This is a genomic window from Catenulispora rubra, assembly GCF_015356825.1.
GTDB lineage: Bacteria > Actinomycetota > Actinomycetes > Streptomycetales > Catenulisporaceae > Catenulispora > Catenulispora rubra.
The window spans coordinates 1-23,034 of the sequence record NZ_JAACYW010000183.1 but is presented as its reverse complement, the minus strand read 5'-3'; the positions used below and the strand labels follow the sequence as shown (position 1 = coordinate 23,034).

Annotated in this window: 22 protein-coding genes and 4 pseudogenes; 15 read left to right on the top strand and 11 right to left on the bottom strand. The window is 69.6% G+C overall.

Annotation, left to right across the window (positions count from 1 at the left end; all coding sequences use genetic code 11):
* The first annotated feature begins 56 nt into the window (after positions 1 to 56).
* A complete protein-coding gene (locus tag GWK61_RS36000) occupies positions 57 to 644 on the top strand; it encodes a hypothetical protein (RefSeq protein WP_194916171.1) in 588 nt (195 codons plus the stop codon).
* A 62-nt stretch (positions 645 to 706) separates the two neighbouring features.
* Here GWK61_RS36000 and GWK61_RS35995 read toward each other — a convergent pair whose 3' ends face one another.
* Complete coding sequence (locus GWK61_RS35995) at positions 707 to 1,525, bottom strand: hypothetical protein (protein WP_194916170.1); 819 nt, start codon at positions 1,523 to 1,525, stop codon at positions 707 to 709.
* Positions 1,526 to 1,539: 14 nt separating this feature from the next.
* Positions 1,540 to 2,124, bottom strand: a complete 585-nt coding sequence (locus GWK61_RS35990; protein ID WP_194916169.1) for a papain-like cysteine protease family protein — start codon at positions 2,122 to 2,124, stop codon at positions 1,540 to 1,542.
* A gap of 207 nt (positions 2,125 to 2,331) precedes the next feature.
* Here GWK61_RS35990 and GWK61_RS35985 point away from each other — a divergent pair, with 207 nt between their 5' ends.
* Genes GWK61_RS35985 through GWK61_RS35975 form a run of 3 tightly spaced genes read left to right on the top strand, consistent with a single transcriptional unit; the run spans position 2,332 to position 5,167 of the window.
* The gene (locus GWK61_RS35985) at positions 2,332 to 3,246 is read left to right on the top strand and encodes a hypothetical protein (protein ID WP_194916168.1); all 915 of its coding nucleotides are present in this window, start codon (positions 2,332 to 2,334) and stop codon (positions 3,244 to 3,246) included.
* A 16-nt stretch (positions 3,247 to 3,262) separates the two neighbouring features.
* Positions 3,263 to 4,042 carry an SDR family NAD(P)-dependent oxidoreductase gene (locus tag GWK61_RS35980; RefSeq protein WP_194916167.1) on the top strand — a complete coding sequence of 260 codons (780 nt, stop codon included), beginning with the start codon at positions 3,263 to 3,265 and terminating at the stop codon, positions 4,040 to 4,042.
* A 45-nt stretch (positions 4,043 to 4,087) separates the two neighbouring features.
* The gene (locus GWK61_RS35975) at positions 4,088 to 5,167 is read left to right on the top strand and encodes a hypothetical protein (RefSeq protein ID WP_194916166.1); all 1,080 of its coding nucleotides are present in this window, start codon (positions 4,088 to 4,090) and stop codon (positions 5,165 to 5,167) included.
* A gap of 48 nt (positions 5,168 to 5,215) precedes the next feature.
* Here the strand turns inward: GWK61_RS35975 and GWK61_RS35970 are convergent, their stop codons facing one another.
* Positions 5,216 to 5,617, bottom strand: coding sequence for a MerR family transcriptional regulator (locus tag GWK61_RS35970; RefSeq protein ID WP_194916165.1), 402 nt, complete (start codon positions 5,615 to 5,617; stop codon positions 5,216 to 5,218).
* Positions 5,618 to 5,708: 91 nt separating this feature from the next.
* Here GWK61_RS35970 and GWK61_RS35965 point away from each other — a divergent pair, with 91 nt between their 5' ends.
* Positions 5,709 to 6,368 (top strand): SDR family NAD(P)-dependent oxidoreductase, encoded by a 660-nt coding sequence (locus GWK61_RS35965; protein WP_194916164.1) that lies wholly within the window; start codon positions 5,709 to 5,711, stop codon positions 6,366 to 6,368.
* On the opposite strand, the gene GWK61_RS35960 is transcribed toward GWK61_RS35965, so the two are convergent.
* Entirely contained in the window at positions 6,365 to 7,168 is an 804-nt protein-coding gene (locus GWK61_RS35960; RefSeq protein WP_194916163.1) for an ABC transporter permease, read from the bottom strand. The genes GWK61_RS35965 and GWK61_RS35960 overlap by 4 nt on opposite strands.
* A gap of 1 nt (position 7,169) precedes the next feature.
* Positions 7,170 to 8,111 (bottom strand): ABC transporter ATP-binding protein, encoded by a 942-nt coding sequence (locus tag GWK61_RS35955; RefSeq protein WP_194916162.1) that lies wholly within the window; start codon positions 8,109 to 8,111, stop codon positions 7,170 to 7,172.
* Positions 8,112 to 8,287: 176 nt separating this feature from the next.
* Between GWK61_RS35955 and GWK61_RS35950 the strand changes: the two genes are divergently transcribed.
* From GWK61_RS35950 to GWK61_RS35940, 3 genes are all read left to right on the top strand, one after another.
* On the top strand, positions 8,288 to 9,565 hold the full coding sequence (locus GWK61_RS35950) for a sensor histidine kinase (protein WP_194916161.1): 1,278 nt from the start codon (positions 8,288 to 8,290) through the stop codon (positions 9,563 to 9,565).
* Positions 9,562 to 10,230 carry a response regulator gene (locus GWK61_RS35945; RefSeq protein ID WP_194916160.1) on the top strand — a complete coding sequence of 223 codons (669 nt, stop codon included), beginning with the start codon at positions 9,562 to 9,564 and terminating at the stop codon, positions 10,228 to 10,230. Before GWK61_RS35950 ends, GWK61_RS35945 begins: the two co-directional genes overlap by 4 nt.
* Before the next feature lie 69 nt (positions 10,231 to 10,299).
* Entirely contained in the window at positions 10,300 to 10,743 is a 444-nt protein-coding gene (locus GWK61_RS35940) for a pyridoxamine 5'-phosphate oxidase family protein (protein WP_194916159.1), read from the top strand.
* Positions 10,744 to 10,799: 56 nt separating this feature from the next.
* Here the strand turns inward: GWK61_RS35940 and GWK61_RS35935 are convergent, their stop codons facing one another.
* The gene (locus GWK61_RS35935) at positions 10,800 to 11,186 is read right to left on the bottom strand and encodes a type 2 periplasmic-binding domain-containing protein (protein WP_194916158.1); all 387 of its coding nucleotides are present in this window, start codon (positions 11,184 to 11,186) and stop codon (positions 10,800 to 10,802) included.
* A 13-nt stretch (positions 11,187 to 11,199) separates the two neighbouring features.
* Positions 11,200 to 11,616 (bottom strand): annotated as a pseudogene (locus GWK61_RS61020) (LysR family transcriptional regulator); the annotation flags it as partial.
* Positions 11,617 to 11,636: 20 nt separating this feature from the next.
* On the opposite strand from GWK61_RS61020, the pseudogene GWK61_RS61595 reads away from it, so the two are divergent.
* From GWK61_RS61595 to GWK61_RS35900, 6 genes and pseudogenes are all read left to right on the top strand, one after another.
* Positions 11,637 to 12,176, top strand: a pseudogene (locus GWK61_RS61595) (flavoprotein); the annotation flags it as partial.
* Between the two features lie 57 nt (positions 12,177 to 12,233).
* Positions 12,234 to 12,719 carry a UbiD family decarboxylase domain-containing protein gene (locus GWK61_RS61590; protein WP_438939800.1) on the top strand — a complete coding sequence of 162 codons (486 nt, stop codon included), beginning with the start codon at positions 12,234 to 12,236 and terminating at the stop codon, positions 12,717 to 12,719.
* A 31-nt stretch (positions 12,720 to 12,750) separates the two neighbouring features.
* Positions 12,751 to 12,993: pseudogene (locus GWK61_RS61010) on the top strand (PadR family transcriptional regulator); the annotation flags it as partial.
* 55 nt (positions 12,994 to 13,048) lie between these two features.
* Positions 13,049 to 13,627, top strand: a complete 579-nt coding sequence (locus GWK61_RS57285) for a hypothetical protein (protein WP_228563504.1) — start codon at positions 13,049 to 13,051, stop codon at positions 13,625 to 13,627.
* Between the two features lie 88 nt (positions 13,628 to 13,715).
* Positions 13,716 to 15,215: a DUF2079 domain-containing protein gene (locus tag GWK61_RS35905; RefSeq protein WP_194916156.1), complete on the top strand. Its 1,500-nt coding sequence runs from the start codon at positions 13,716 to 13,718 to the stop codon at positions 15,213 to 15,215.
* Between the two features lie 46 nt (positions 15,216 to 15,261).
* Positions 15,262 to 15,789 carry a hypothetical protein gene (locus GWK61_RS35900; protein WP_228563503.1) on the top strand — a complete coding sequence of 176 codons (528 nt, stop codon included), beginning with the start codon at positions 15,262 to 15,264 and terminating at the stop codon, positions 15,787 to 15,789.
* Positions 15,790 to 15,810: 21 nt separating this feature from the next.
* Here GWK61_RS35900 and GWK61_RS58850 read toward each other — a convergent pair whose 3' ends face one another.
* The 4 genes from GWK61_RS58850 to GWK61_RS35880 all read right to left on the bottom strand — a co-directional run bounded on the left by GWK61_RS58850 (position 15,811) and on the right by GWK61_RS35880 (position 21,984).
* A complete protein-coding gene (locus tag GWK61_RS58850; RefSeq protein ID WP_194916154.1) occupies positions 15,811 to 16,845 on the bottom strand; it encodes an SMI1/KNR4 family protein in 1,035 nt (344 codons plus the stop codon).
* A gap of 84 nt (positions 16,846 to 16,929) precedes the next feature.
* A complete protein-coding gene (locus GWK61_RS35890) occupies positions 16,930 to 17,577 on the bottom strand; it encodes a hypothetical protein (RefSeq protein ID WP_194916153.1) in 648 nt (215 codons plus the stop codon).
* 65 nt (positions 17,578 to 17,642) lie between these two features.
* Positions 17,643 to 18,860, bottom strand: a complete 1,218-nt coding sequence (locus GWK61_RS35885; RefSeq protein ID WP_194916152.1) for an ROK family transcriptional regulator — start codon at positions 18,858 to 18,860, stop codon at positions 17,643 to 17,645.
* 130 nt (positions 18,861 to 18,990) lie between these two features.
* A complete protein-coding gene (locus GWK61_RS35880; RefSeq protein ID WP_194916151.1) occupies positions 18,991 to 21,984 on the bottom strand; it encodes a galactose-binding domain-containing protein in 2,994 nt (997 codons plus the stop codon).
* Between the two features lie 636 nt (positions 21,985 to 22,620).
* On the opposite strand from GWK61_RS35880, the pseudogene GWK61_RS35875 reads away from it, so the two are divergent.
* Positions 22,621 to 22,908 (top strand): annotated as a pseudogene (locus tag GWK61_RS35875) (helix-turn-helix domain-containing protein); the annotation flags it as partial.
* Positions 22,909 to 23,034 lie beyond the last annotated feature (126 nt).

The following is a 23,034-nucleotide window of genomic DNA, read 5'->3' as shown; positions in this document are numbered from 1 at the left end:
CACCCACACACAGGTCAACAGCGCCGCCTTTTCGCCCACCCCCATAAACTCATCCGGTGACACCCCCCGACCTGCACGAGTTCTTCGCCACGTCCGCGAGCGTCGCCGGAGCGCTGGTGGGCCTGCTCTTCGTCGCGATCTCGGTCTCCGGCGACCGGCTCGTCGACCACGTCGACGCCCGGACCTACCGCCTGCGCGCCTCCGGGACCCTGACCGCCTTCACCAACGCCCTGACCGTGTCGCTGTTCGCGATCCTGCCGGGGACCAAGGTCGGTTGGACGACGCTGATCGTGGCCGTGATCGGCCTGATGTTCGTCGCCGGCTCGGCGATCTCGATGGTGCGTGCCCACGCCCTGACCTGGCGGTACCGGCGTGACGTGGTCTTCGTGGTGACCCTCGGCGCGGCGTTCGTCTTCCAGCTCTGCTACGGCCTGGCCATCATCGCCAAGCCCGGCGACACCGACGCGGTGGACACCGTGGCCACCCTGGTCATCGTGTTCTTCCTGGTCGGCATCGCCCGCACCTGGGAGCTGATCGGCGGCCCGGCGTACGGCCTGACGCACGAGATCAAGGGGCTGGCAATGCGTGGTGCGGCGGGGGAGGAGCCCGGCGCGGCGAGCGAGCCGCAGGCGGCCGAGGACTGAGCCGCGGCAGCCGGCATGCCGCCCGACGCCTTGCAGGGCGCCGAGCGGCATCAGAGTTCTGATCAGCCTCGCTGTGCTCTCGACCGACGCCAGGCCACCGCCCCGACACCGGCCGCCCCGAACCCGACCAGCACCAGGCCGGCGGCGAGCGGAGCGGTGTTCGTGGACGACCCCTGACTCGGAGCCTGCGGCTGGAACCCGCCCGCGCGCCCCGCCTTGTCGTAGGCGCTGCCGGGCATCTTGTCGGCGTACCGAGTGCGGACCAGCTGGTGGTACCGCGCCAGGGACACCCCGCTTCCGACGGACTCGCGCGCGGTCTGGTTCAGCGCCAGGACACGCCCGCCGACCACCTGGTACCAGGCGCCGATCTGCGGCTCCTCGAAGACGGCGGCGCCCGGTGCGGCCTGGGCCGTGTACGTGGTCTCGTCCGAGCCCGACGCGATGTTGACGACCTTCCACCCCGCCGAGCCGACCCGCGCCGTCCACACGGACGCGTGGGAACCGCTCGCGCTCACGGTGTCGGTGGCCATGAAGGACAGCTGCGCCACGGGCGTGGCCGTCCCGGAGGACGACGTGTCCGCGACGAAGGCCGGTGCGAGGAAGTAGACCGGCACGGTTGTGCTGTCGATGCGGGGTGCCGCCGCAACGGCTGCTGCAGCGAGTTGTCGGGCGTCGCCCTGCGGCTTCCGGCCGCCGGAGGCGAAGAACTGGCCGACGGTGGGAAGCGCGCTGGTCGCGGCGTCGCGGGCGGCGGCGACGTCGGTGGCGGAGGGGACTGCGGGAACTGCGGGAACTGCTGGAGCGGCGGCCGCGTCGGCGTGGGCGACGCCGCCCATGGCGAACGTCATCGCTGCCACCGCAGCGGTCATGATGAGTCTCATCGTCTGCTGCCTCCTCACGCGCCGATGTAGTCGAGCGAGTGCGTCCACGAGAACGAACCGTTGCTCACGTAGTAGTTGTAGGAGCCCCAGTTGTAGCGATCGTCGGACGGCCACGGGTCGCCCCAGTAGACCCAGCCCCGGCTCTGGTCGTAGCCGTAGAGCACCTCCATGTGCCCGCCGCCCGACGACCACTGGATCCGGGCCATCACCGGCCGCCCGGCGTCGACCTCCCGGATGATCGACGAGTAGTAGAGGTAGCCGGTGACGTAGTTCCCCGGCGATATCCCGATCTGCTGGAACGCGTTCTGGTCGTCGGCCAGCGAGGCCTGCGAGTTCGAGCACGAGGCGTTCAGCGAGTTGCCGAACGCCATGTCGCAGAACTGGTTCTGCGAGTAGTTGTAGCCGTAGAACGCGGCCACGGTGTTGCCGGAGGCGGCCCAGCACCAGTTCGAGTACTGCTGGGACTGCATGGTGAGGTTCAGCTGGTTGGCGGTGGCTGCCGAAGCCGGCACCGCGACGGCGGTGAGCAACGCCACCGCCGTCGCGATCACGGCGGACCGCAACCGTCCGGGACGCTTGGCGTGAAGTGTGGGGGACACGCGGGACTCCTCTCGAGTCCGTCCGGGTGGATGGTGGCGTGAGCGTAGATCCGCCCTGACCAGCGGGAACAGCGCCTCGACGGCCGACGCGGCGACACGGTGAAGGCGGTCGCGGCGGTTCACAGCCCGGACCGGTGTGAACGTCCGGCCAACCCCCGGTCAGCACACCTTGACAGCCTCCTGAACACCGCAGTTGCCTGTCTCACTGTGAACATTCACACCGGTTCGCCCACCACCGCCACCGCCCTGCGCACCGGCTCGTTCGCCGAGGCCTTCCGCGCCGCCGTCGCCACGCGCGGCCTCTCGCTGGACAGCCTCCAGCGCCGTCTGTCCGAACGCGGTGTCCGGGTAGGCATCGCGACTTTGAGCTGCTGGCAGAACGGCCGCCGCCGACCGGAGCGCCCCTCGTCGCTGCGCGCCGTCTCAGTCCTCGAAGACATTCTCGGGCTGCCCTCGGACTCCCTGATGGTCCTGCTCGGACCGCCCCGGCCGCGCGGGCACGGCGTGGGACTGCCGGCCGGCTCACGGGAGTACCGCCACATCCTCCCCACCTGGGCCGCGCTGACGGACCTGCTCGCGTCCCTGGGCACCGTCGCCGACACCAAGCTCCACATCGCCGCCCAACACGAACAGGTCTGGATCGACGGCCAGGGCTGCTCGCCCCGCCGCGAGAACTTCCAGATCCTGCGGGCTCACCAGGACGGCGTCGACCGCTACGTCGCCATCGTCGACGCCGACCCCGACGCCGACATCGCACGGATCGAGGTCGAGGCGCTGGAGAACTGCCGGGTCGGCCGGGTCCGCCGCGACGCCGAGGCCGGGCTGCTGGTCGCCGAGCTGCTCTTCGACCTCACGCTGCGCCCCGACCAGACCCACCTGATCCGGTACGCGGTCACGGATCGCGCCGCCGTCGAGTGCCGCGACTTCCACCGCGGGTTCCGCTTTCCCGCCGGCCAGTACGCGCTCCAGGTCCGCTTCGACCCGGCGCGGCTGCCCGTCGCCTGCTTCGCGTACCGGGACGCGGTCGAGCACGAGCTGCCGATGACCGGCCACCACGCGGTGCACATCAACGTCGACCCGGTCCCGCCGGGCATCGTCGGCATCCGGTGGGACTGGCACTAGGCAAGGAGAACCCACCGTGGACCTGAAACTGAACGACAAGCGGGCCGTGGTCACCGGCGGCAGCCGGGGCATCGGCCTGGCGGTGGGCACGGCCCTGGCCCGGGAAGGCGCCGCCGTCGCGCTCGTCGGTCGTGACGGCCGTGCCGCGCAGGAGCAGGCGGCCAAGCTCGCCGCCGCCACCGGCGCGCGCGTGATCGGCATCGCGGCGGACACCGGCGACGACGCCTCGGTGGCCGCCATGGCCGCGGCCGCCGAGGAGCGGCTGGGCGGCGTCGACATCCTGGTCAACAACGCGGCCCGGACCAATCCCGGCGTGATCCCGGAGTCGGCGCTGGAGGAGGAGATCAACGTCAAGGTGCGCGGCTACCTGCGCTGCGCCAGGTCGTTCGCGCCCGGCATGGTCGACCGCGGCTGGGGCCGGATCATCAACATCGGCGGCACCGCCGCGCGCCGCACCGGCTCGGTCGTCGGATCCGTGCGCAACGTCGCCGTGGCCGCGCTGACCAAGAACCTCGCCGACGAACTGGGCCCGCAGGGCGTCAACGTCACGGTCGTCCACCCCGGCGCCACCAGCACCGAGACCGGCACCAAGGCCCTCGCGGCCAACGCCGAGGCCCGCGGGCTGACCCTCGAAGAGGTCCAGCGCGAGTTCGCCGCGTCCATCTCCATCGGCCGCATCGTCACCTCGGACGAGGTCGCCGCGGTGGTCGCGTTCCTGGCCAGCCCGCTCAGCGTGGCCCTCAACGGCGACCCGCTCATCGCCAGTGGTGGCGCGCTCGGTCCCATCTACTACTGAGCGCACCCCTGGCGGCCGGCTCCCTTAGGACGGGACAATGGGGCGATGGGATCGAAGCATCCGACCGGGGAGCCGGACCCCGCCGACGACGAACCCGTTTTCGAGCTGGTCGCCGAGCTGATCGACGACGATGCGGTGCTTCCCGGTGACAGCCCCCGCATCGCAGCCGCCGATCGCGAGACCATCGGCGCCGACGGTCGGCGGCCCTGGCATATCAGGCGTCTGCCTCGCGGCCTGCGCATCGCCGGCGCGCTGGCCGCGGTGGCGGCCCTGACCGTTGTCGCATGGCCCACGCCACGGGTTCATCACCCGACCCCGATCCCGAGTCCGCAGCCGACGCATGTCGCAGTCAACGCCGACCTCGCCAAGGTCAGCATCACCGGGACGACGCTGACGTCGGACGCCGGCGCCGGCAGCGCCGTACTGGGACTGGAGCTGGCCAACGGCGCCGCGTCCCAACTGGACATCGTCACCGCGGACGTCTTCGACGGCTCAGGTGCCCGCATCGGCACCACCTCGGCCTGGCCACCCGGAACGATCGCCGCAGGCAGCGCACTGTCCCTGCCGATGACGCTGCCGTTCACGTGCGACTCGATACCCGTCCTGCCGATCACGATCCGCTACAGCGTCGGCTCCCCGCAGGACACGAACATACGCCACATCTACGTATCGCCGCTTGCCGGCCACACCTGGGATGTCTTCAGCCACGAACAGGCCGCACACTGCGCATCCGCGACGGACAACGTGTATGTGGCCTCAGTCGACACCACCCAACGTCCCCATACCGTGAGCACCGGCCCCGGCTTCGATCTCACCTTCACCTTCGATTCCCTCGGCGAGGTGCCGTGGAGCGTGGACGGCATCATCTCCCAGTCGCCGGAGATCACCGTCACCAGCACTGACACACCGCTGACCGTGGCCCCCGGCCGCAGCGGCACCGCGACGATCCACGTGCACTTCCCCAGCTGCACCGCCCCTCGAACCTGGACAGCCGATTGGGGCCTCCTGCGGTTCACCGCCCGCGCAGCAGCCGCCGGCACCCCTGCCACGAGTGATCAGCCCTTCATGAAGATCATGCGGCCCACGTTGTTCAGCGCCATGGTCCAGAAGGTTTGCTCGGCCTGATCCGTGGGGTCGCCATCGGCCCAGGAAGTCCATTACGGCCGGGTCCCTTCACAGAGGCTCGCCGTGCAGCTCAGCATGCCGGACGGTGTCGGTCAGCTCAGGCGGTGCCGCAGCCAGAATGCCGTCGATCGCCTCCTTCGAGCGCTCCAGCTGCGCGATGGTCGCCGCCTGCCGATCCTGTTCCCCGGTCAGATGGGTGAGCATCTCCGGGCACATCGGCACCAGCCGGCCGCCCCGGTATTCGGTGCACGGCAGCACGGTGCGGATCATCGCGGTGTTCAGCCCAGCCGCGAGCAGGGCCCGGATGATTTCTACGCGCGGCACGTCGGATTCCTCGAACGTGCGGTGGCCCGCTCCAGTGCGCCGTGGTGTCAGCAGCCCGCGCTCCTCGTAGTAGCGCAGCAGCCGTTGCGCGACCCCCGTGCGGTCCGCGAGCTCCCCGATCTGCACGTGTGACCTCCGTCACATAGCCTTGTACTTCACATGGATGTCAGGTCCTAACGTCGAGCCACCCAACACAAGGCGAGATGAGGAGATTCCCATGGCAGGAGCAGTCGTCATCGGTGCGGGGCCGGGCCTCGGGGCCGCGGTGGCGCGGCGGTTCGCGCGCGAGGACATGCCGGTCGCGCTGGTCGCGCGCAGCCCTCGCGTCCTGGACCTGGCCGACTCGCTCAACGGCGAGGGTCTCAAAGCCCTGCCACTGCAAGCCGACAGCACCGACGAGTCGGCCCTGCGCGCGGCCCTCGACGCGGCCGTGGCCGCATACGGCGTCCCCGACGTGCTCGTCTACAACGCGGCGATCATCCGGCAGGACCGGCCCGGCGAACTGGACACGGCACAGCACCAGCAGGCGTGGACGGTGAACGTGGTGGGGGCCCTGCGGAGCGCGGCCCACATCGCGCCGGAGATGGCACGGCAGGGCCACGGCACGATCCTGCTCACCGGCGGCATGCCCCGGCCGGACGCCCGATACACGAGCCTGTCCCTGGGGAAGGCGGGCATACGTACCCTGACCCAGCTGCTCGACGAGGAGTACGGGCCCGTCGGCGTCCACGTCGCGACCGTCACCGTCGACTGCCACATGGTCGCGGGCACGGACTCCGATCCGGCGCTGGTCGCCGAGCACTACTGGACCCTGCACCGGCAGCCACGCGGACAGTGGCAGAGCGAGATCGTGCATGTCGGCTCGACTCAGGTCTAGGCGTCCCGCCGCTTCAGGAAATAGGCAGCGGACCCGAGCGCCAGCACCACATACCCCGCGAGAATCGCATACGCCATCCCGGCATCCGGCCGCGTCGACATGTCCGCACCGGCGGCGGTGGTGCTCAGACCCTCGAACACCGCCTGAAGGCCGAACTTCTGCGGACCGTCGCCGAACACACCGAAGACCATCGGCGACAAGAAGAACAGCCCGAACAGCGCGGCGACCGCGCCGGCGCTGCGCCGGATCAGGAACCCGAGTGCCAGGCCGATCAGGGCCATCGCGGCCAGGAACACGCCGCAGCCGACGACGGCGCGCGCCACGCCGGGGTCGTCGAGGGACACGTCCAGGTGCTTGGCGGACAGGGCGTTCTGGCCGAGCACGAAGGTCCCGAACGCCAGCACCTCCCCGACGGCGAGGGTGACGCCGCCGACGATGAGTGCCTTGGCGACGAGTACCTGACCACGGCGAGGCACGGCGGTCAGGGTGCTGCGGATCTGGCCGGTGGCGTATTCGTTGCCGGCGGCGAGGGTGCCGAGAGTACCCATGGCCAGCACGGCGAGGTAGAACGCGCCGGAGAAGCCGTAGCGGACGGGATCGAAGGCGGCGCGTTCGGCCTGGTCCCAGCCGTCCCAGGCGTCGGCGGCGTTCTGGTAGTCGGCGAAGCCGATGAACAGCGCGGCGGCGAGCGCGACCAGCGTGGTCAGATACGTGGCGCGGACGCTGCGGAGCTTCACCCACTCCGCGGCCAGCGTGCCCCTGGTCGTCGGCGCAGCAAGGGTCGTCAACGCGGCTGGCATGTCAGTTCTCCTTCTTCGCGGTCAGCTGTCCGGCGGCCCGGTAGTCGACTGCGGCATTGGTGGCATCGAGGAACGCCTGTTCCAGCGACGCCTGCCGCACGGTGAGTTCGTGCACGCCGATCCGGTGCGCGGCGGCGATCCGCCCGATCGCCGCCGCATCCAAGCCGGTGACCGCGAGCGCTCCGTCCTCACCGGTGCCTGTCGTGACACCAACCTTGCCGCCTGCCGCGGCCAGCAGCCGGGCCAACTCGGCCGGCTGCGAGCTCCGGACCAGAACGTCGGAACGTGCGCTCTCGGCAAGGAAATCCGCGGTCGGCACGTCGGCGATCAGCCGGCCCCGCCCGATGATCACCAGATGGTCGGCGGTGACGGCCATCTCGTTCATCAGGTGCGACGAGACGAACACCGTCCGCCCCTCGGCGGCCAGCGTCTTCATCAGGGACCTGATCCAGTGCACGCCTTCGGGATCCAGGCCGTTCACCGGCTCGTCCCACAGCAGGATCGGCGGATCGCCGAGCAGCGCCACGGCGACCCCGAGCCGTTGCTTCATTCCGAGCGAGAACCCACCGACGCGTTTGCGCGCCGCCTTCTCCAACCCGGTCTGCGCCAGCACCTCCTTCACCCGGCGCCGTCCGATGCCGTTGGTGACCGCGATGCCCAGCAGATGGCTGGCGGCCGACCTCGCCGGATGTGCCGCGTTCGCGTCGAGCAGCGCCCCGACTTGCAGCAGCGGCTTGCGGATCGCGGTGTAGGGGCGGCCCCCGATGGTGGCGCGGCCCCGGGCCGGGGCGTCCAGGCCCAGGATCATCCGCAGCGTCGTGGACTTGCCCGAGCCGTTCGGCCCGAGGAAGCCGGTGACGCGTCCGGGGCGGACCGTGAACGACAGCCCGTCGACCGCGACCGTCGTCCCGTACCGTTTCGTGAGGTTCTCCACCTCGATCATCAGCGGCTCCTTCCGAGCCTGGCGTCGTTTGTTTCGGCCTCCACGCTGCCCGTCGGCGCGAGCCCGGTCTTCCGACCGCCGACAGAGATCCCGCGCGCGTCGGCCGGGGATCTCTGTCGGAAGTAGTAGGTCGCTCGGCCGATGTCGGGCGACGGAACCGTCGATACGCTGGGGAAATGCGCAACGCCCCGCGTCCACCCCTGACCAGGCGGCTCCGGCGCCGTCACTGGATGGCGCTGGATGCCGTGTTCGCTGCTGCTTTGACGGTGGTCACCTGGCCCCGGGTCATGGACGCCTACCGCGTGTACGACCCGCATCACCGCGGCTATGGGAAGCCGTCTGTCGCGCAGCTGACGACGGTGCTGGCGTGCGTGGTGGCGGTCGGCGCGGCAGCGGCACTGCGGCGGTGGCGTCCGCTGGGCAGCGCGGTCGCGGTGTTCGGTGCGTGGGTGGTGATCGTCTTCGTCGCCGGGCAGTTGACGATCGCGAACCTGGCCGGGTTCCAGGTGATGCTGCTCGGCCTGCTGGTGACCTACACAGCGGCGGCGATACTGCGGCCGCCGTTAGGTCTCGGCGTGTTGGTGCTGGGGCTGATCGGTGCGGAGTTGACCGAGCTCGGGTCGCGGGAACTGTGGAACAACCTGGTCCTGGCCACGCTCGGACTGACCACCGCCTGGGCCGTCGGCTACGCGGTCAGCCGCTACCGGGCCTACGCTGCCGCGCTCCGGGAACACCAGGCCGACACGTTGAAGGCCGAGCTGGCCGAGGAACGGATCCGACTCGCTCGCGAGCTGCACGACGTCATCGCCCACAGCATGGCCGTGGTGAACGTCCAGGCCGGCTACGGAAGATTCGCTCCCGGCAAGGCGGAGGAGGCGCTCGCCGCCATCCAATCGGTGAGTCGGGACGCGTTGACGGAGATGCGGGGACTGCTGACGGTGCTGCGCGAGGGCGGCGTCGGCGGCGGCGAGGCGGTTCCGCTGGCGCCCGCGCCGGGCCTGGCCGAGGTGGACAAGCTGGTCGCGACGTCGGCTGAGGCCGGGGTCGCGGTGCAGCTGCGGGTGCAGGGGCCGGCGCGGGAGTTGTCGGCGGGGCTGGAGCTGTCGGCGTTCCGGATCGTGCAGGAGGCGTTGACGAACGTCGTGAAGCACGCGCACACCGGCGCGGCGCGGGTGCTGATCGAGTACCGCGCCGACGCGCTGGTGCTGGAGGTGGTGGACGGCGGTCGTGGCCGGGGCGACGGCGGTGGCGGGCACGGGCTGGTCGGCATGGCCGAGCGGGTCGGGCTCTATGGCGGGACGTTGGAGGCCGGGCCGCTGCCCGGCGGTGGGTGGCGGGTCAGGGCTCTGCTGCCGGTCGCGGAGGCTGTGGACGTTGCCGATGCCGAGCTGCCAGGCGCCGGGAAGCCGGGCGTCGCGCTGCCGGCCGCCGCCAAGCCCGAGGCGGCGGCGTGAGCGCGATCCGCGTCGTCGTGGTCGACGACCAAGCCCTGGTCCGTGTCGGGTTCTGCGGCATCGTCGACGCCGCCGACGGCTTCGAGGTGGTCGGTCAGGCGGCATCCGGTGCCGAGGCCGTCGACGTCGCGCGGCGTGAACTCCCCGACGTGGTGCTGATGGACATCCGCATGCCCGGCATGGACGGCCTGGAGGCGACAAGACAGATCGTCGCGGCAGGGCGGGCGCGGGTGCTGATCCTCACCACGTTCGACCTCGACGACTACATCTACAGAGCTCTGCGGGCCGGCGCCAGCGGCTTCCTGCTGAAGGACACGCCCCCGGAGGACCTGCTCGCCGCGGTCCGGGTGATCGCGTCCGGCGAGGCGCTGCTCGCACCCAGCGTGACCCGACGCCTGATCGCCGAGTTCGCCGCGCGCCCCGAGCCCGGCCAGGTCGCCGAGGCCGCCGGAGCCGAGCGGGACCGCGTGATCGGACTGATGACGGACCGCGAACGCGAAGTCCTCACCCTGATCACCCAGGGCATGACCAACGCCGAGATCGCCGAGCGGCTGTACGTGAGCACCGGGACGGTGAAGACCCACATCGGGCACCTGCTGGCCAAGCTCGACGCCCGCGACCGCGTGCAGCTGGTGATCCTGGCGTACAAGGCCGGACTCGCGTAGCCGCCACCTCCGACCAGCGCCGACGTCCTCTTCAAGGCCCAGCCCGCGCCGCTGTGGTTAGCTCCAGACGTGACTGAACTTGCAGACTTCGCCCGGGTCGCCGCCGGAGACCACGGCCTGTGCATCGCCTCCACGCTGAGGGCGGACGACACGATCCACTCCTCCCTCGTCAACGCCGGGGTGCTGGCCCACCCGACGCTCGGCCACGACGTGGCCGCGTACGTGGCGATCGGCGGCAGCAGGAAGCTGACTCACCTGCGCGCCCGCCCGCACGCCACCCTCACCGCCCGCACCGGCTGGGACTGGGCGACCGTCGACGGGACCGCCGAGCTCATCGGCCCGGACGACCCCTACGCCGGCATCGACGGCGAAGCACTCCGACTCCTTCTGCGCGCGATCTTCACAGCCGCCGGCGGCACTCACGACGACTGGCCGACCTACGACCGCGTCATGCTCGAAGAGCGGCGCACCGCCGTCCTGATCACCCCGGGCCGCGTGTACTCCAACTCCTGACAAGGCGATCACGCGAACGTCGAACGCTGTATCAGCATTCGTACGTACCGCGCGATCTAGCACCATCCGTAGCGCCGCGCGAGATCCCGCGCGGCGCCGATCAGCACCGCGAGCGCGGCGGAGTCGTTGTCCCGCCGCCAGACCAGCTGCAGGTCGAGGGTGGGCAGATCGTCGCTGATCGCGACGGGCGCGGTGCCGATCGGTCCGCGGCCGGCCACGCTCGCCGGCACCAGCGCGAAGCTGCGCTTGTCGCTCAGGTCGAGGTGGCCCAGGCCGTGGACCGGACTCTCCCAGTACTCGAAGCGCTCTCCGGTCGCTTCCAACGCCTTCATCATGAAGTCGTGGCGGCCGGGCGCCAGGCGGCGCGCCGGGTGGCACAGCCGTTGCCCGGCGAGCTCCCGCAACGCGACCTCGCCGCGCTCGGCCAGGGGATGGTTTTTCACAGACCACTGCGACGAGGCGCTCCGTGCGTAGCAACTCGCGTTGGTAGGTCGGGCGATCAGGGATGTCGCGCGAGAGTACGAGGTCGTATTCACCAGCTGAAAGCGCGGTATCCAGCGCCGGGCTCCAGCCTTCGTGGACGTCGACGGTGACGCCCGGACAGCACTCGGCCATCGCCGCGACCAGCTGTGGCACGGTGTCGAAGACCGCCGAGTGGATGTAGCCGACGCGCACGGTGCCGAGTTCGCCGCGCGCCGCCGACACGGTCTGCTCGACCATGCGGTCGGCCTCGGCCAGGATCCTGCGCGCCGAGGCGACGAACACCTGTCCCGCCTCGGTCAGGTGGACGGCCGGCCGTCGTCGGAAGAGCGTCACGCCCAGCTCGCGCTCCAGGTCGCGGATCTGTCGGCTCAGTGGCGGCTGCGCCATCATCAGGCGCTCGGCCGGCCCGCGACCTCGCGGCCATGGCCGACGTCTCCTACCGGCCGGCGGACATCGGCGCGGCGATCGCCTCCGGATCGTTCCGGACCGCCGGGATGGTCGTGGCGCCGTGTTCCATCAGGACCCTGTCGGCGATCGCCTACTCCAACGGCGACAACCTGCTCACCCGCGCGGCGGACGTGACCTTGAAGGAGCGGCGCCGTCTGGTGCTGCTGGTCCGCGAGACGCCGCTGACGCTCGGGCACCTGCGGGCGATGACGGCCGTGACGGAGTCCGAGCACCTGCGCAGCCTGCGTGAGTTCATATCCGAGCTGGAAGAGGTCGGCGAGGTCCAGTCGATCGACGCCGAGGTGGACTGGAACCTGGAGATCGGGGCGGTGATCCGCCGCTCCTATGACCTGCGGGCCCCGGCTCCGTTGTTCACGAACATCACCGGATATCAGGGGTCTGGGTTCCGCGTTCTCGGCGCGCCGGGCGGCCTGTCCGGCGCGGCGCGTCCTCTGGCCCGGATCGCTTTGTCGCTCGGGTTGTCCGCCGACGCCGGCGGTCAGGAGATCATCGAGACGGTCGTCGCCGCGCGGGACGAGCCGGGGATCCCGCCGGTCGTCGTGGACCGGGATGCGGCGCCGTGCAAGCAGAACGTGATGCTCGGCGCGGACGTCGACCTGTTCCGGTTCCCGACGCCGCTGATCCACGGCAACGACGGCGGCCGCTACCTCCAGACGTACGGCATGAACATCGCCAAGACCCCGGACGGGTCGTGGACCAACTGGTCGATCAACCGGATGATGATCCACGACGCGCGGACCCTGGCCTGCCTGATCCCGGCGCCGCAGCACCTGGGCGTCATCCGCGCGCAGCACGGCGTCATTCACCGCCCGCCGAGGCCGGGCCAGCTACGTCGGCGAGCACGCCATCGGCGTCCCGGATCCGGGCGCCTTGGGCGTGGCCCTGCTGTTCAGCGCCCTCGCCAAGGTCTACGAGCCGGCCGCGGCCGCAACCCTGCCCGATCCGCAGCGCTTCACCGTCCGCTAGGCGGTGCCCGCTGCCCGACAGGCGGCCCGATGATCGCGTGGCATAGTCAGTTCACTTGAATATATCGGCGAACTGACTATGCTTCACGCCATGACAGAACGTCGGCTCCAAGAGCCCACGGTCCTTCTGCTGACTGCCCTGGCCGATTCGCCGAAGCACGGCCACGCGCTGATGCAGGAGGTCGAGACCATCTCCGCCGGTCGGGTCCGACTGCGTACCGGCTCGTTGTACGGGGCTTTGGACCGCCTGCTTCAACAAGGCCTGATTCGCACCGACAGCGAGGAGGTCGTCGAGGGGCGGATGCGCCGCACCTATGTCCTGTCGGCGTCCGGGTGCGGCTGGCCTCCTGCTTTACCCGAAGGGCTATCGACGTCAGCTGGGGTCCGAGATGGCCGGCACCTATGTGGCGGCCACAGCCGATGCCAACCGGTGGGAAGTGCTCCGCGAAGCCTTCGATCTCGCCGGCCACGGTCTGCGGGTCCGGCTCGGCTACATGCTTTACCAGCTGTTCGACGGTCGCATGAACGGGCACCACGAGTACCTCCGCATCGACCCCGCGTTCGACAGGCATACAGCAGGCTTCGTCATGGACTACTCGCCGGTGCCGGTGCTCGTGGCGGCGACCGCACTCGTCCTGTCGGCCCTGGCTGGCCGGCGGTCCTGGATCCGGTGGACCGCGGCGGCCACAGTGGCCGTGGCAGCAGTCACGATTCTGGTGGTCTTCGAGCTCCGGCGCGGCGACCACATATTCGTCATGACGACCTTGGTGTTGGCGGTTCCCTCCGACGCCACCAGCTTCACCGGGCAACGAGTCCACGCCGTGGTGGCCGCAGTCCTGGCCTGCGCCTTGGCGGTCGGCCTGCGTGACGCGCTGGTTCCCGGCGCCGCGGCCCTGGCTTGTGCGCCCTGGCTGATTCAGCCACTTACCGGCGATCTCTACGACATCGGCTTCAGCGGGGCCGAGTAGCCCGAAAGCCCGGCCCGGTATCGATCGGGGCGGTTTGGCGCGCCCAAAAACGCTTTGCCACCGAGCGAACATGTCAGGAGCAACGGGGATGAATCAGATCGAAAACGACACCGGGATCACGATCGATCAGCTGGCCCGAATCCGGGCCGCGGGCGTGGCCGTGACGCAAAGGCCGCTGCGGGACGCGCCACCTGACCGGCGATTCCCCGCGGCCCTGGCCGCAGCGACAGCTCTGACGTACTCGCTGCTCGCACTCCGGCTGAACCGCTTGTACCGCACCGGGGGCTATGACCTGGGGATATTCACCCAGTACGCGAAGGCGTTCGCCGATGGTCGCCCACCCACCTCGCCGTGGCTGGCCAAGGGCGCGGCTCTGAGCCAGACCGGCCCGAACCTGTTCGGCGTCCACTTCAGTCCGATACTCGTCGTGCTCGGCCCCGCCTATCGGCTGTGGCCGCACACTGAGACCCTGCTGCTGATTCAGGCCGCGTTGGTGGCGTCATCAGTGTTCGTCGTCGCCCGGTGCGCCATCGGCAAGCTCGGGTCGCGGTCGGGCTGCCGCATCGGGGTGGCGTACGCCCTGTCGTGGGGTTTGCAGCAACTGGTCGGATTCGACTTCCACGAGGTCGCCTTCGAGCTGCCGTTCATGGCCTGCGCTCTGGCCGCGTATCTCGACGGACGTCACCGCGTGGCCGCGGTGTGGTCGGTGCTGTTGCTGTTGGTGAAAGAGGACATGGGACTGACGGTCATCGTCCTGGGCCTGCTGCTGGCTCGCCGGGCCCGGCGGACGGGGATCGCCGTGAGCATCATCGGCGCGGCGGTTGCCGCAGTCGTGATGATCGTCGTGATCCCGCACTTCGCGGCAACGGGAGGCCTGGGCCGACTCGGCCCCGGCCCCGGCCCCGACGCCGACGCCGGCTACGGCGCGACCCTGGCCCGACCATGGCTGATCCCGGTGAAGCTGATCTGGCCGCCGGTGAAGCCGGTGACCGTGTTCATGGTGCTGGCAGCCGGCGGCTTCGCGGCCGCGACCAGCCCGCTGATACTGGCAGCGGTCCCGACGCTGCTCTGGCGCTTCACAGCGGACACCCCGAGCTACTGGGGCGTGAACTACCACTACTCCGCCGTCCTGATGCCCGTGACCTTCCTGGCCCTGGTGGACGCACTGTGCCGCCGCCAAGCGCTGGATCAACCGCCGCCCAGCACCCGTCTTCCGTCTGCGGTAGCCGCGTTCGCCGCAGCCCTCTGCACAGCATTCCCCCTGCACAACCTGGCCACCCCCGGCTTCTGGCACACCCCGCCCCACGTCACGGCCGCCGACGCGGCAGTACACGAGATCCCCTCCGGCGCCCTCGTAGCCACCACCAACAACCTGGCACCCCACCTGGTCGACCGAACGACCGTCTACCCCCTGACCAGCATCGAAGGCATCGACGACCTACCCCAACCCATCGACTGGATCGCCGCCGACACCACCCTCCCCGACCTCCGCACCCCGAACGGCAAGGCCCTGCTAGCGCAGCTGGCCACGGACGGCTTCCAAACCATCAGTGCCGACGACGGCATCCTCGTCCTGCACCGCCCCTGACCCGCGACCTGGACGCGCCTCCGGTGCTTCGAACATCATGGCCGCTGTGAACTTCGACGAAGCGGCGCCTGATCTTCCTCACGACGTGCACCAACGTTGGCGGAACCGCGAGGCCCCCGACGGAGACTTCATCGTGTACTCCGACGGCTCGCTGTCGGTGATGAGCCTGGTGCGACTTCGTGCGCACGACAAGCGCCACGACCCGCGGTCGGAGGACTGGCACTGGTCGGAGACCCTGCGGGCCACTGTGTGGCGGGCCGTCGACTGGCTGGACGTCGACGGGACGATGGCCTCGTCCCGCCACGCCGGGTACCGCGCCCTCGCTGGGGAGTCGGCGAGCCATGGCAGCGTCGGCTGGGTCGCGCTGACCCTCGATGACGAGCAGCACACGCTGCAGTGGCTGGCAGTGGCCTGCTCCTCCAACCCGTTCGCCGAAGTCACCCTGGACGAGGCCACGGTCACCGCGACCAGCACCCTGGGGCGCGTCTGGGTCTTCCCGCGTGACGCCCCGCACCTGGTAGCGATTACCGCGGATCCGGACTATCCATGGCCGCGCACTGACGGGCAACGGTAGGGCTCTACATGACAAATACGGCTACTCGCCCTGGCGGGCCACAGCGGCAAGCTCGTCGAGCAGGGCGGTGACGACGGGGTCGGTCAACCGATAGCCGTCGGCGGTCTCGACGATCTGGCCGGAGGCGATGCGGGACTCCCACCACTGTTCGAGGAAGCCGGGGCCGTACCCGCCGGTGCTGAAGCCGTACGGCTCGGACACGAGGCTGAAGGCGATCATGAGCTCGTAGTCCGGCAGCGCGTAGGACCGCTCGTGTTGTGGTGGGGTCGTGAGGTACTGCTCGAAGGAGCCGACCCGGTTGAAGCTGGTGAACAGCCAGAACAGGTAGTCGTACATCAGCATGGAGTGCGCGTCGGCATGCAGGGCGAAGAACCCCTTGTCCTGCACGACGGCTTCTCCGAGCGCCCGCAGTCGCCGGTCCGCGTCGGGCAGGACGTCCGCGACCTCGCCGAAGGCGCGCAGCAGGATCGGGGAGAAGCTGCCCTCCCGCACCGTGGCCAGCGCGTCGAGCCGATCCTGCTCGGAGGTGTCGTAGACGGACTCGTCGACCAAGCCGGTCACGAACGCCTCGAAGTTCTCCGCGACCCAGGTGATCGCGAAGTCGTGCTCCTGATCGACATGCACCACGGTCGGCTCGCCATGCCTGCCGCACGCGCGGTAGTCGAGGGCGAGCATGTCGTGGCCCGCCGAGGGCGTGTCCGCGAAATACACACCGATGTCGGGGTACTCCCACGTCTCGATCCAGAACAGGCTGCCGAACTCACCCCCGAGCGATTGCGACCGGGTCCGTCCGATACCCCGGATACCGGAGATCTCCAGGTAACTCTCGGCCCAGTCACCCGGCTCGGCCATGGGGAAGCAGACCCGGGCCGGAACGCCGCCGTTGTGCGCGCTCATCAGCGCGATGTAGGAGTCGGGCAAACGGTACCCGCCGAGCTCCTCCTCCAACGACGCGATCAACTCCCGCGAGGGCGGCGCCTCTTCTACATACTCCTTAAGCGCATACGCCGAGTCGTCCCAGAAACCGGCCATGTCGAAGCCCTCGAAGTGTCCCACTGCGCCCTCCCGTACTCACCCGTCAGGCGATTGTAGATTCGCGGCCATGCCGTCGACTGCCGGATCGGGATGACATCCGGTGCGTCAGGGCGCACTCCCCGGATCTTGCTGTACCTGGTCGAGCAGCAGCTCGACGGCAGCCTTCGCCTCCGACACGGGCACACCCGCCGCCTTTCGCCATGTGTTGATCGCTTGGATCCGGTCGCCCGCACGTGCGTAGGCGACGGCGAGCCTGGCATACAGCGGGTAGCCCGGCAGCCGAGCAGGAATCGGCCTTCCACGTGGTGCACCCTCGCGACCGCTGGGGTCGACCGCATCGAGCGAAGAGTGCAGATCGCGGATCGGTGCTTGTTCCGCCGGCCCCGCGGTGCGCACCGCCAAGAGCTCCCAGCGGAAATCCGTCGGCTCGGACCATTCCTCGTCCAACCCGATGCCCAGCAGTCCGGGATCGTCGATCAGTTGGCAGATCCCGTAGAGGAGGTCGTGCTGCATCTCCCGCACCACATCGGTCAGATCGTCCGGGTCCACGCCGCAGGCCAGGATCCGCCGCAGCGCGTCCGCCCCGGTACCGGCGGGAACCCCGCCCTGCCGGCCGCCTCTGAGATCAATCCACGACGGACAACCATCGGAGTAGTCGTCCTCATCGACGACCATGCTCCACACAGTGGTCAGGAACGACTGGCGGGCATGTGCCGACCAGTCGTCAGGGTTGGAGTCTTCGCGTTCCACCATCCGCCAACACTGTCAGACGAAAGATCCCGCATGCCTCGCAGCCTCCTGTCATGCGACGGTCAGTTCTAGGCCACGCCCTGCGTGGCGGCGTTCGACGATGAGGGCGACGTGGCCGCCAAGCGTGCCGTGACGATCCGTGGCCAGGCCTCGCGTGCCGCGACGGTGACGGCGCCGACCAGCGTGGCCGCGTCGCCGAGCCTGGAGATCTCGACGCGTGGCGGATACGGGACGAGCTGGGCCAACCGGTCGCGGATCGGGTCGAGCATGATGCCGCCGTTGAGGCCGATGCCGCCGCCGAGCACGACCAGGGGCACGTCGACGACCAGCGCGATCATGGCGATCGTGCCCGCGATCCGCTGCGCTTCCTCCCGGACGACCCGCACAGCCAGCGGCCATCCGGCCCTGGCCGCCTCGAAGAGTCGCGCCGGGTTTTCGGGCACTGCCTCATCCCGGGATCCCGCGCGGTTCTTCGCGGCGGCGCCGTATCGGTCTTCGACCAGTTGTTGCAGGGCGTCGGCGGCGGGGCTGTGGGTCGCGAACGGCCGGTGTCCCGGGTAGTCCACCTCGCCGGCGGCCCCGCGCGCGCCGCGCCGCAGCCGGCCGTCCAGGATCAGCCCGGAGCCGACGCCGGTGCCGACCGAGAGGAAGGCGAAGTCGCCCTCGTTCTGCCCGGCGCCGCGGGCCAGTTCGCCGAGTGCCGCGAGGTTGACGTCGTTGTCGACCGCCAGCGGTCCGGTGAGGACGGTCGCCAGATCTTCGACGACCGGGTGTCCTTCGAGGCTTGGTTCGCTGCTCAGAAGCAGTCGGCCCGCTGCCGGGTCGACGACCCCCGCCATGGCGACGACGGTTCCGACGATTCCATCTGCGCCCGCGTCCGCGGGAGCGGGCAGGTGCGTCCGGACCGCGCTGACCGCGGCAAGCAGGGACGGGATGTCGTCACCGCCGCGCGGATGGTCATAGCGGGCGAGGATGGCCCCGCCGAGGTCGGCCAGCGCGCCGCGAACGAACTGGGCTCCGACGTCGATGCCCAGGACATGGCCGACCCCGAGCGCTGGTTCGTAGTAGATCGCGCCGTAGTGCGGGCCGCTGTCGGGAGGCGAGGATTCGCGAACGAGTCCGGCGGCGGCCAGCGCTTCGATGGCGCGGTTGGCAGTGGGTTTGGCCATTCCCAGCCGGCGGGCCACCTCGGCCCGTGACAACCGGCCGTTGTCCACGAGCGCACCGAGGACACTGCGGGCGTTGAGTTCACGCAGTGTGCCGAGGGTGGCGTTCTTGCTGGTCATGGGATGCATCATAGTGATGAGCGCTTACCGGCTTCCGTTCGTCGTAGCCCCGGAAAACCCGCAGGGCGGGGGCGAATCCCCGGCTCAGAACATCCGAACCGGGGCGTCGCGACTACCGGGGTCTTGCGGGTCAGTTCACTGTGACGTCGTCGTACGTCGTACTGGACGGGTCGGCCGAGCCCGAGTCGCCGTCGTCGTGGCTGGTGAGGGCGAGCGTGTAGGTGTCGCCTGCGGTGATCGGCGAGGTGATCCGGTGCCAGTCGGTGTCCGCCGGGCAGGTGTGCGGCAGGACGGTGGTGCCGGCATTGGTGGTCGTGTCGGCGAGGGTTGCTGTGGACCAGCCGTAGCCGACGTCGCCGTCCTGGCAGTCGCTGCGATACCAGAACGACAGGGTGCTGGTGCCTGGTGCGGCGGTGAAGGACTGCGCGATGGAGGAGTCGCCGTTGGTCTCCTTCTTGTACGACCCGACCAGCGCCGCGTGGCCGCCGGAGTGCACGGTGCCGCTGATGACCGAGGTCGTGCCGGAGCGGGTCCATCCGGTGAGGTCGCCGGTCTCGAAGTCTCCGTTGACCACGCCGCCGGTTCCGCCGCCCCGGCCCGTGACGGTCAGGGTGAAGGTGGCGGTGTGGGTGCTCGAAGTCCCGGTGCCCGTGACGGTGACCGGATAGGTCCCGGCCGGGGTGGCCGCAGACGTGGTGATCGTCGCCGTCGCGGAGCCGCCGGTCGTGACGGAAGCCGGGGCGAAGGTCGCGGCGGCGCCTGTGGGCAGGCCCGAGGTGCTCAGCGTGACGGGCTGCGCCGAGCCCGAGGTGGTCGTGGTGGCGACGGTCGTGGTCGCCGAAGCGCCGGCGGCGACGGAGGCCGAAGCCGGGCTCGCGGTGATCGAGAAGTCGTTGCTGGGGACGCTTCCGGCCACGGTGCCCCGAAGGACGGTGATCGAGAAGGGCTGGAACGTGTAGGACGTGGCGTTGCCCGCCGAGGAGATGGTCGTGTGCGCGGGGCCGTTGTCCGGGGATGCGGAGCCGTTGTTGCCGCTCTGGCTCCAGGCGTACTGCTTCGGGCCCCAGGAGTAGGAGTCGACAGCGCCGCTGAAGGCGTTGCCATCGCTGATGCTCACCGGGAACTTGTAGGTCGCCGTCTTGCTCTTGTTGATGATCATCAGGGCCCAGGTGCCGTCCGGGCGGTGTACGGCATAGGCGGTCAGCAGTTGCTGTCCGGTGGAGGCCGGGGTCGAGGGTACGGTGACCGGGTAGAGCTGCTGGGCGGCGTCGACCGGCTGGAGCCAGGTGTTGCCCAGGATGGAGCTGGCGAAGTAGGTGGAGGTGTTGCCCGTCCACTGGCCGTTCGAGTCCGCGGTGAACAGGTTGGACGCCATCCCGCTGTAAAGGTGCTGCGGCAGGGCCTGGTAGTTGTAGTCGGCGGCCAGGCCGCCGGTGAACATGGATCCCAGGAAGTCGGCCTGCCACAGGCCGTCTTGGACGCCGTCGCCGTAGGACGACTGCTCGGTCACCATCAGCGGGATGTCCGCCGGGATCGTCGCCCTGAGCTGCGCGAGCACGCCGGCTGAGCGGCCGGGTTCGTTGAGCAGCAGGTTGTAGGCGTCGGTGGAGTTCTTGACGTTGAAGACCGGATACTGCTCGAAGGAGTAGAACTTCAGGTCACCCAGGTGTCCGTCGGCGCGGAGCGCGGCGATGAAGCGTGTACCCCAGTCGGTGGCCGTCTTGTCCGTGTCGTTCCAGGCGGCGGCCGTGGAGTCCTGCAACGCGGGCCCGCCGAGGACCAGCGCGGGGTCGAAGGCGTGGATGGCGGCGGCCCACTGGGACCACAGGGCGGCGTAGTCCTCAGGGGTCGTATACTGCCCGTCGGCTTCCTCACCGACCTCCACCGAGGCGATCTTGCGGCCCTTGGCTTCGAGGTACTTGATCAGGTCGACCGCGTTCTCCGGCGTGCTGTACAGCACCGGGACCGGGACCATCACCGGCAGGTTCTGGGCTGCGCCGCTGTCGAAGACGGTGTCGATACCGGGCTGGTCGAACTGGCGGACGGAGGAGGCGTCCTCGACCGGGTCGTTGGAGGAGGTGTAGGTCGCGGACTGCACCGTCTCATCGCCGTGCTTGACCGCGTCGGTGAAGGTACCGCCGCTGGTATCGCCGGCGTACAGCTCCTTGATCGCGAAGCCCAGGCAGTTGCGGGCATCGCTGCCGTCGCCGTCGGCGCAGGTACCGGACGAGGCCTGCATCAGGACTCGTACGAACTCGGCCTTGGTGGAACCGATGGACACGGTGGCCGTGCCGCCGGTTCCGTGGGTGACCGAGCCGCCGGAGGCCGTCTTCCAGACGCCCTTGCCGGGGTCGTCGAACGGGCTGTTCGCGCCCGAGTCCGGCACCCAGGTCTGGACCTGGTACGACACCGCGTACGGATCAGCCCACGCGATCTTCACGGTGTTGATCGTGGCGGACTTGCCGAGATCGACGACGGCCCAGGTCGGATGCAGGGCGTTGCTCTGCCCGGTGTACTTCTGGTCGAGGTAGGGGTCGCTCTTCCAGAACGAGCTCGCGTTCCCGTCGTCCAGCCGGGAGATATAAGCGTTCTCCCCGCCGGGCAGCGACGTTCCACCGTGGGCGATGTCATAGCCGTAGGACTCGGCGACGGGTGCGGAGGCCGCGGTGCCGCTGCTGTCCCAGTAGCCCTTGGTCCCCTCACTGAAGGTTCCACCGTTGCCCCAGTGCCAGGCCTCCTCGCGCAGCTCGGTGACGAGCCGGTAGGACAGCGGGCGCAGGCCGCTGGTGGCGAGGTGGGCCATATTGCCGGGGCTCATGGCCTGCGCGGTGGTGAACAGGTCGGCGTCGAAGCCGGGCTTGGGGCGGGTGCCGGGCGAGCCCCCGGAGGGGTCGGTGTCGCCGTTGGCCAGGTTGTGGGTCAGCCCTTGGACGGCGTCGAAGGAGTCGATCGTCGTGCCGAGCCCCTGGAACGGGTTGAAACTCGCGGAGGAGGTCGCACCGACAGTGATCGCCGTGGCGGAACCGGCGGCCGAGGCGCTGTGCGGCGTGCCGGCTCCGGCCGCGACGAGTGCGCCGACGACGAGGCCGGAGGTGACCGTGGTCTTGCGTCTGAATCGTGGCATGGGGCGGTTCCCTTTCGTAGGGCTGATCCAGAAGAGGCCGTGGGAAACCGGGAGCTTGGATCTCACGTGGCGCAGAATCTAGTTAAGAGTCGTTACCATGTCAACGAGAGCGAACCTTGCTCGAACCGGCGAAGCGCACGGATCAAAACCACTGATAGGTCACTACTACCGGCGAAGGGCTTGGCGAAGCCCCAGCGGGAGCGCCCATTTTTGATAATGGCTCGATACTGGGAGTCCGCCGGCGGCGCCGAGTGCCCGGGTCCAGCCGCCGGCGGGGAACTCGTCGCGCAGAAGCCGGCACCGGCTCATGGGGCTGACTTCGCGGCAGGCTTCATCATCCGGTCGTTGTGACCGGCAGACGACAGTGGGCCCGCGAGCCGTGACGGCTCGCGGGCCCACCGCGATTGACGTGAGACTGCTGCCCCAAGACCAGCCGGCTGGTTTCGGGCCCAGACGGGGCTCGAAACCAGCCGTGGTCAATCGAAGGCGTCCAACAGTCTTACTGCTGGTCAGCTGCCGTTTTAGCGCTTGCGGCGCAGGCAACTGCCCTGAGGGTGTCTAGAGAGTTCTCGGCTCGGGAGTTTCGCTGGGGTGCGCCATGCTGACATGAGGTAGTCGGCGCGCTATGTCGTCGTTATGAGGTATGCGCAAGGTGGTGGGCTCGATGCCGCGGCCCGGGCCCGGCGTGAGCAGGTGCGGATGGCCGCGGCAGAGTTCATCACCGCAGGCGAGAGCGATGAGCAGGTGGCACAGCGGTTCCGAGTGACGAAGATGTCGGTCAACCGGTGGCGCCACGCCTTGGAGTCCGGTGGTCCCGGCGCGCTGGTCTCCAAGGGCGCAGCCGGGACCCGGCCGTTGCTGACCGTCGACCAGCAGCAGGAGCTGATGGCGCTGATCGAGGCCGGCCCGGCAGCGCACGGCTATGAGTGTCCCCCGAGTTGCCGGAGGTTCAAGATCATGTGGTGATTGATCCCGTGAGAGGAACCGATCCGATGGCACCGCCGAGGAAGTACCCGCCGGAGTTGCGGGAACGCGCAGTCCAGATGTATC

Coding starts and splice junctions, on each gene's coding strand:
- GWK61_RS35995 (WP_194916170.1), bottom strand. CDS start 1,525: ATGAGACTCATCATGACCGCTGCGGTGGCAGCGATGACGTTCGCCATG.
- GWK61_RS35975 (WP_194916166.1), top strand. CDS start 4,088: ATGGGATCGAAGCATCCGACCGGGGAGCCGGACCCCGCCGACGACGAA.
- GWK61_RS35965 (WP_194916164.1), top strand. CDS start 5,709: ATGGCAGGAGCAGTCGTCATCGGTGCGGGGCCGGGCCTCGGGGCCGCG.
- GWK61_RS35960 (WP_194916163.1), bottom strand. CDS start 7,168: ATGCCAGCCGCGTTGACGACCCTTGCTGCGCCGACGACCAGGGGCACG.
- GWK61_RS35955 (WP_194916162.1), bottom strand. CDS start 8,111: ATGATCGAGGTGGAGAACCTCACGAAACGGTACGGGACGACGGTCGCG.
- GWK61_RS35950 (WP_194916161.1), top strand. CDS start 8,288: ATGCGCAACGCCCCGCGTCCACCCCTGACCAGGCGGCTCCGGCGCCGT.
- GWK61_RS57285 (WP_228563504.1), top strand. CDS start 13,049: ATGGCCGGCACCTATGTGGCGGCCACAGCCGATGCCAACCGGTGGGAA.
- GWK61_RS35905 (WP_194916156.1), top strand. CDS start 13,716: ATGAATCAGATCGAAAACGACACCGGGATCACGATCGATCAGCTGGCC.
- GWK61_RS35890 (WP_194916153.1), bottom strand. CDS start 17,577: ATGGTGGAACGCGAAGACTCCAACCCTGACGACTGGTCGGCACATGCC.
- GWK61_RS35885 (WP_194916152.1), bottom strand. CDS start 18,860: ATGACCAGCAAGAACGCCACCCTCGGCACACTGCGTGAACTCAACGCC.
- GWK61_RS35880 (WP_194916151.1), bottom strand. CDS start 21,984: ATGCCACGATTCAGACGCAAGACCACGGTCACCTCCGGCCTCGTCGTC.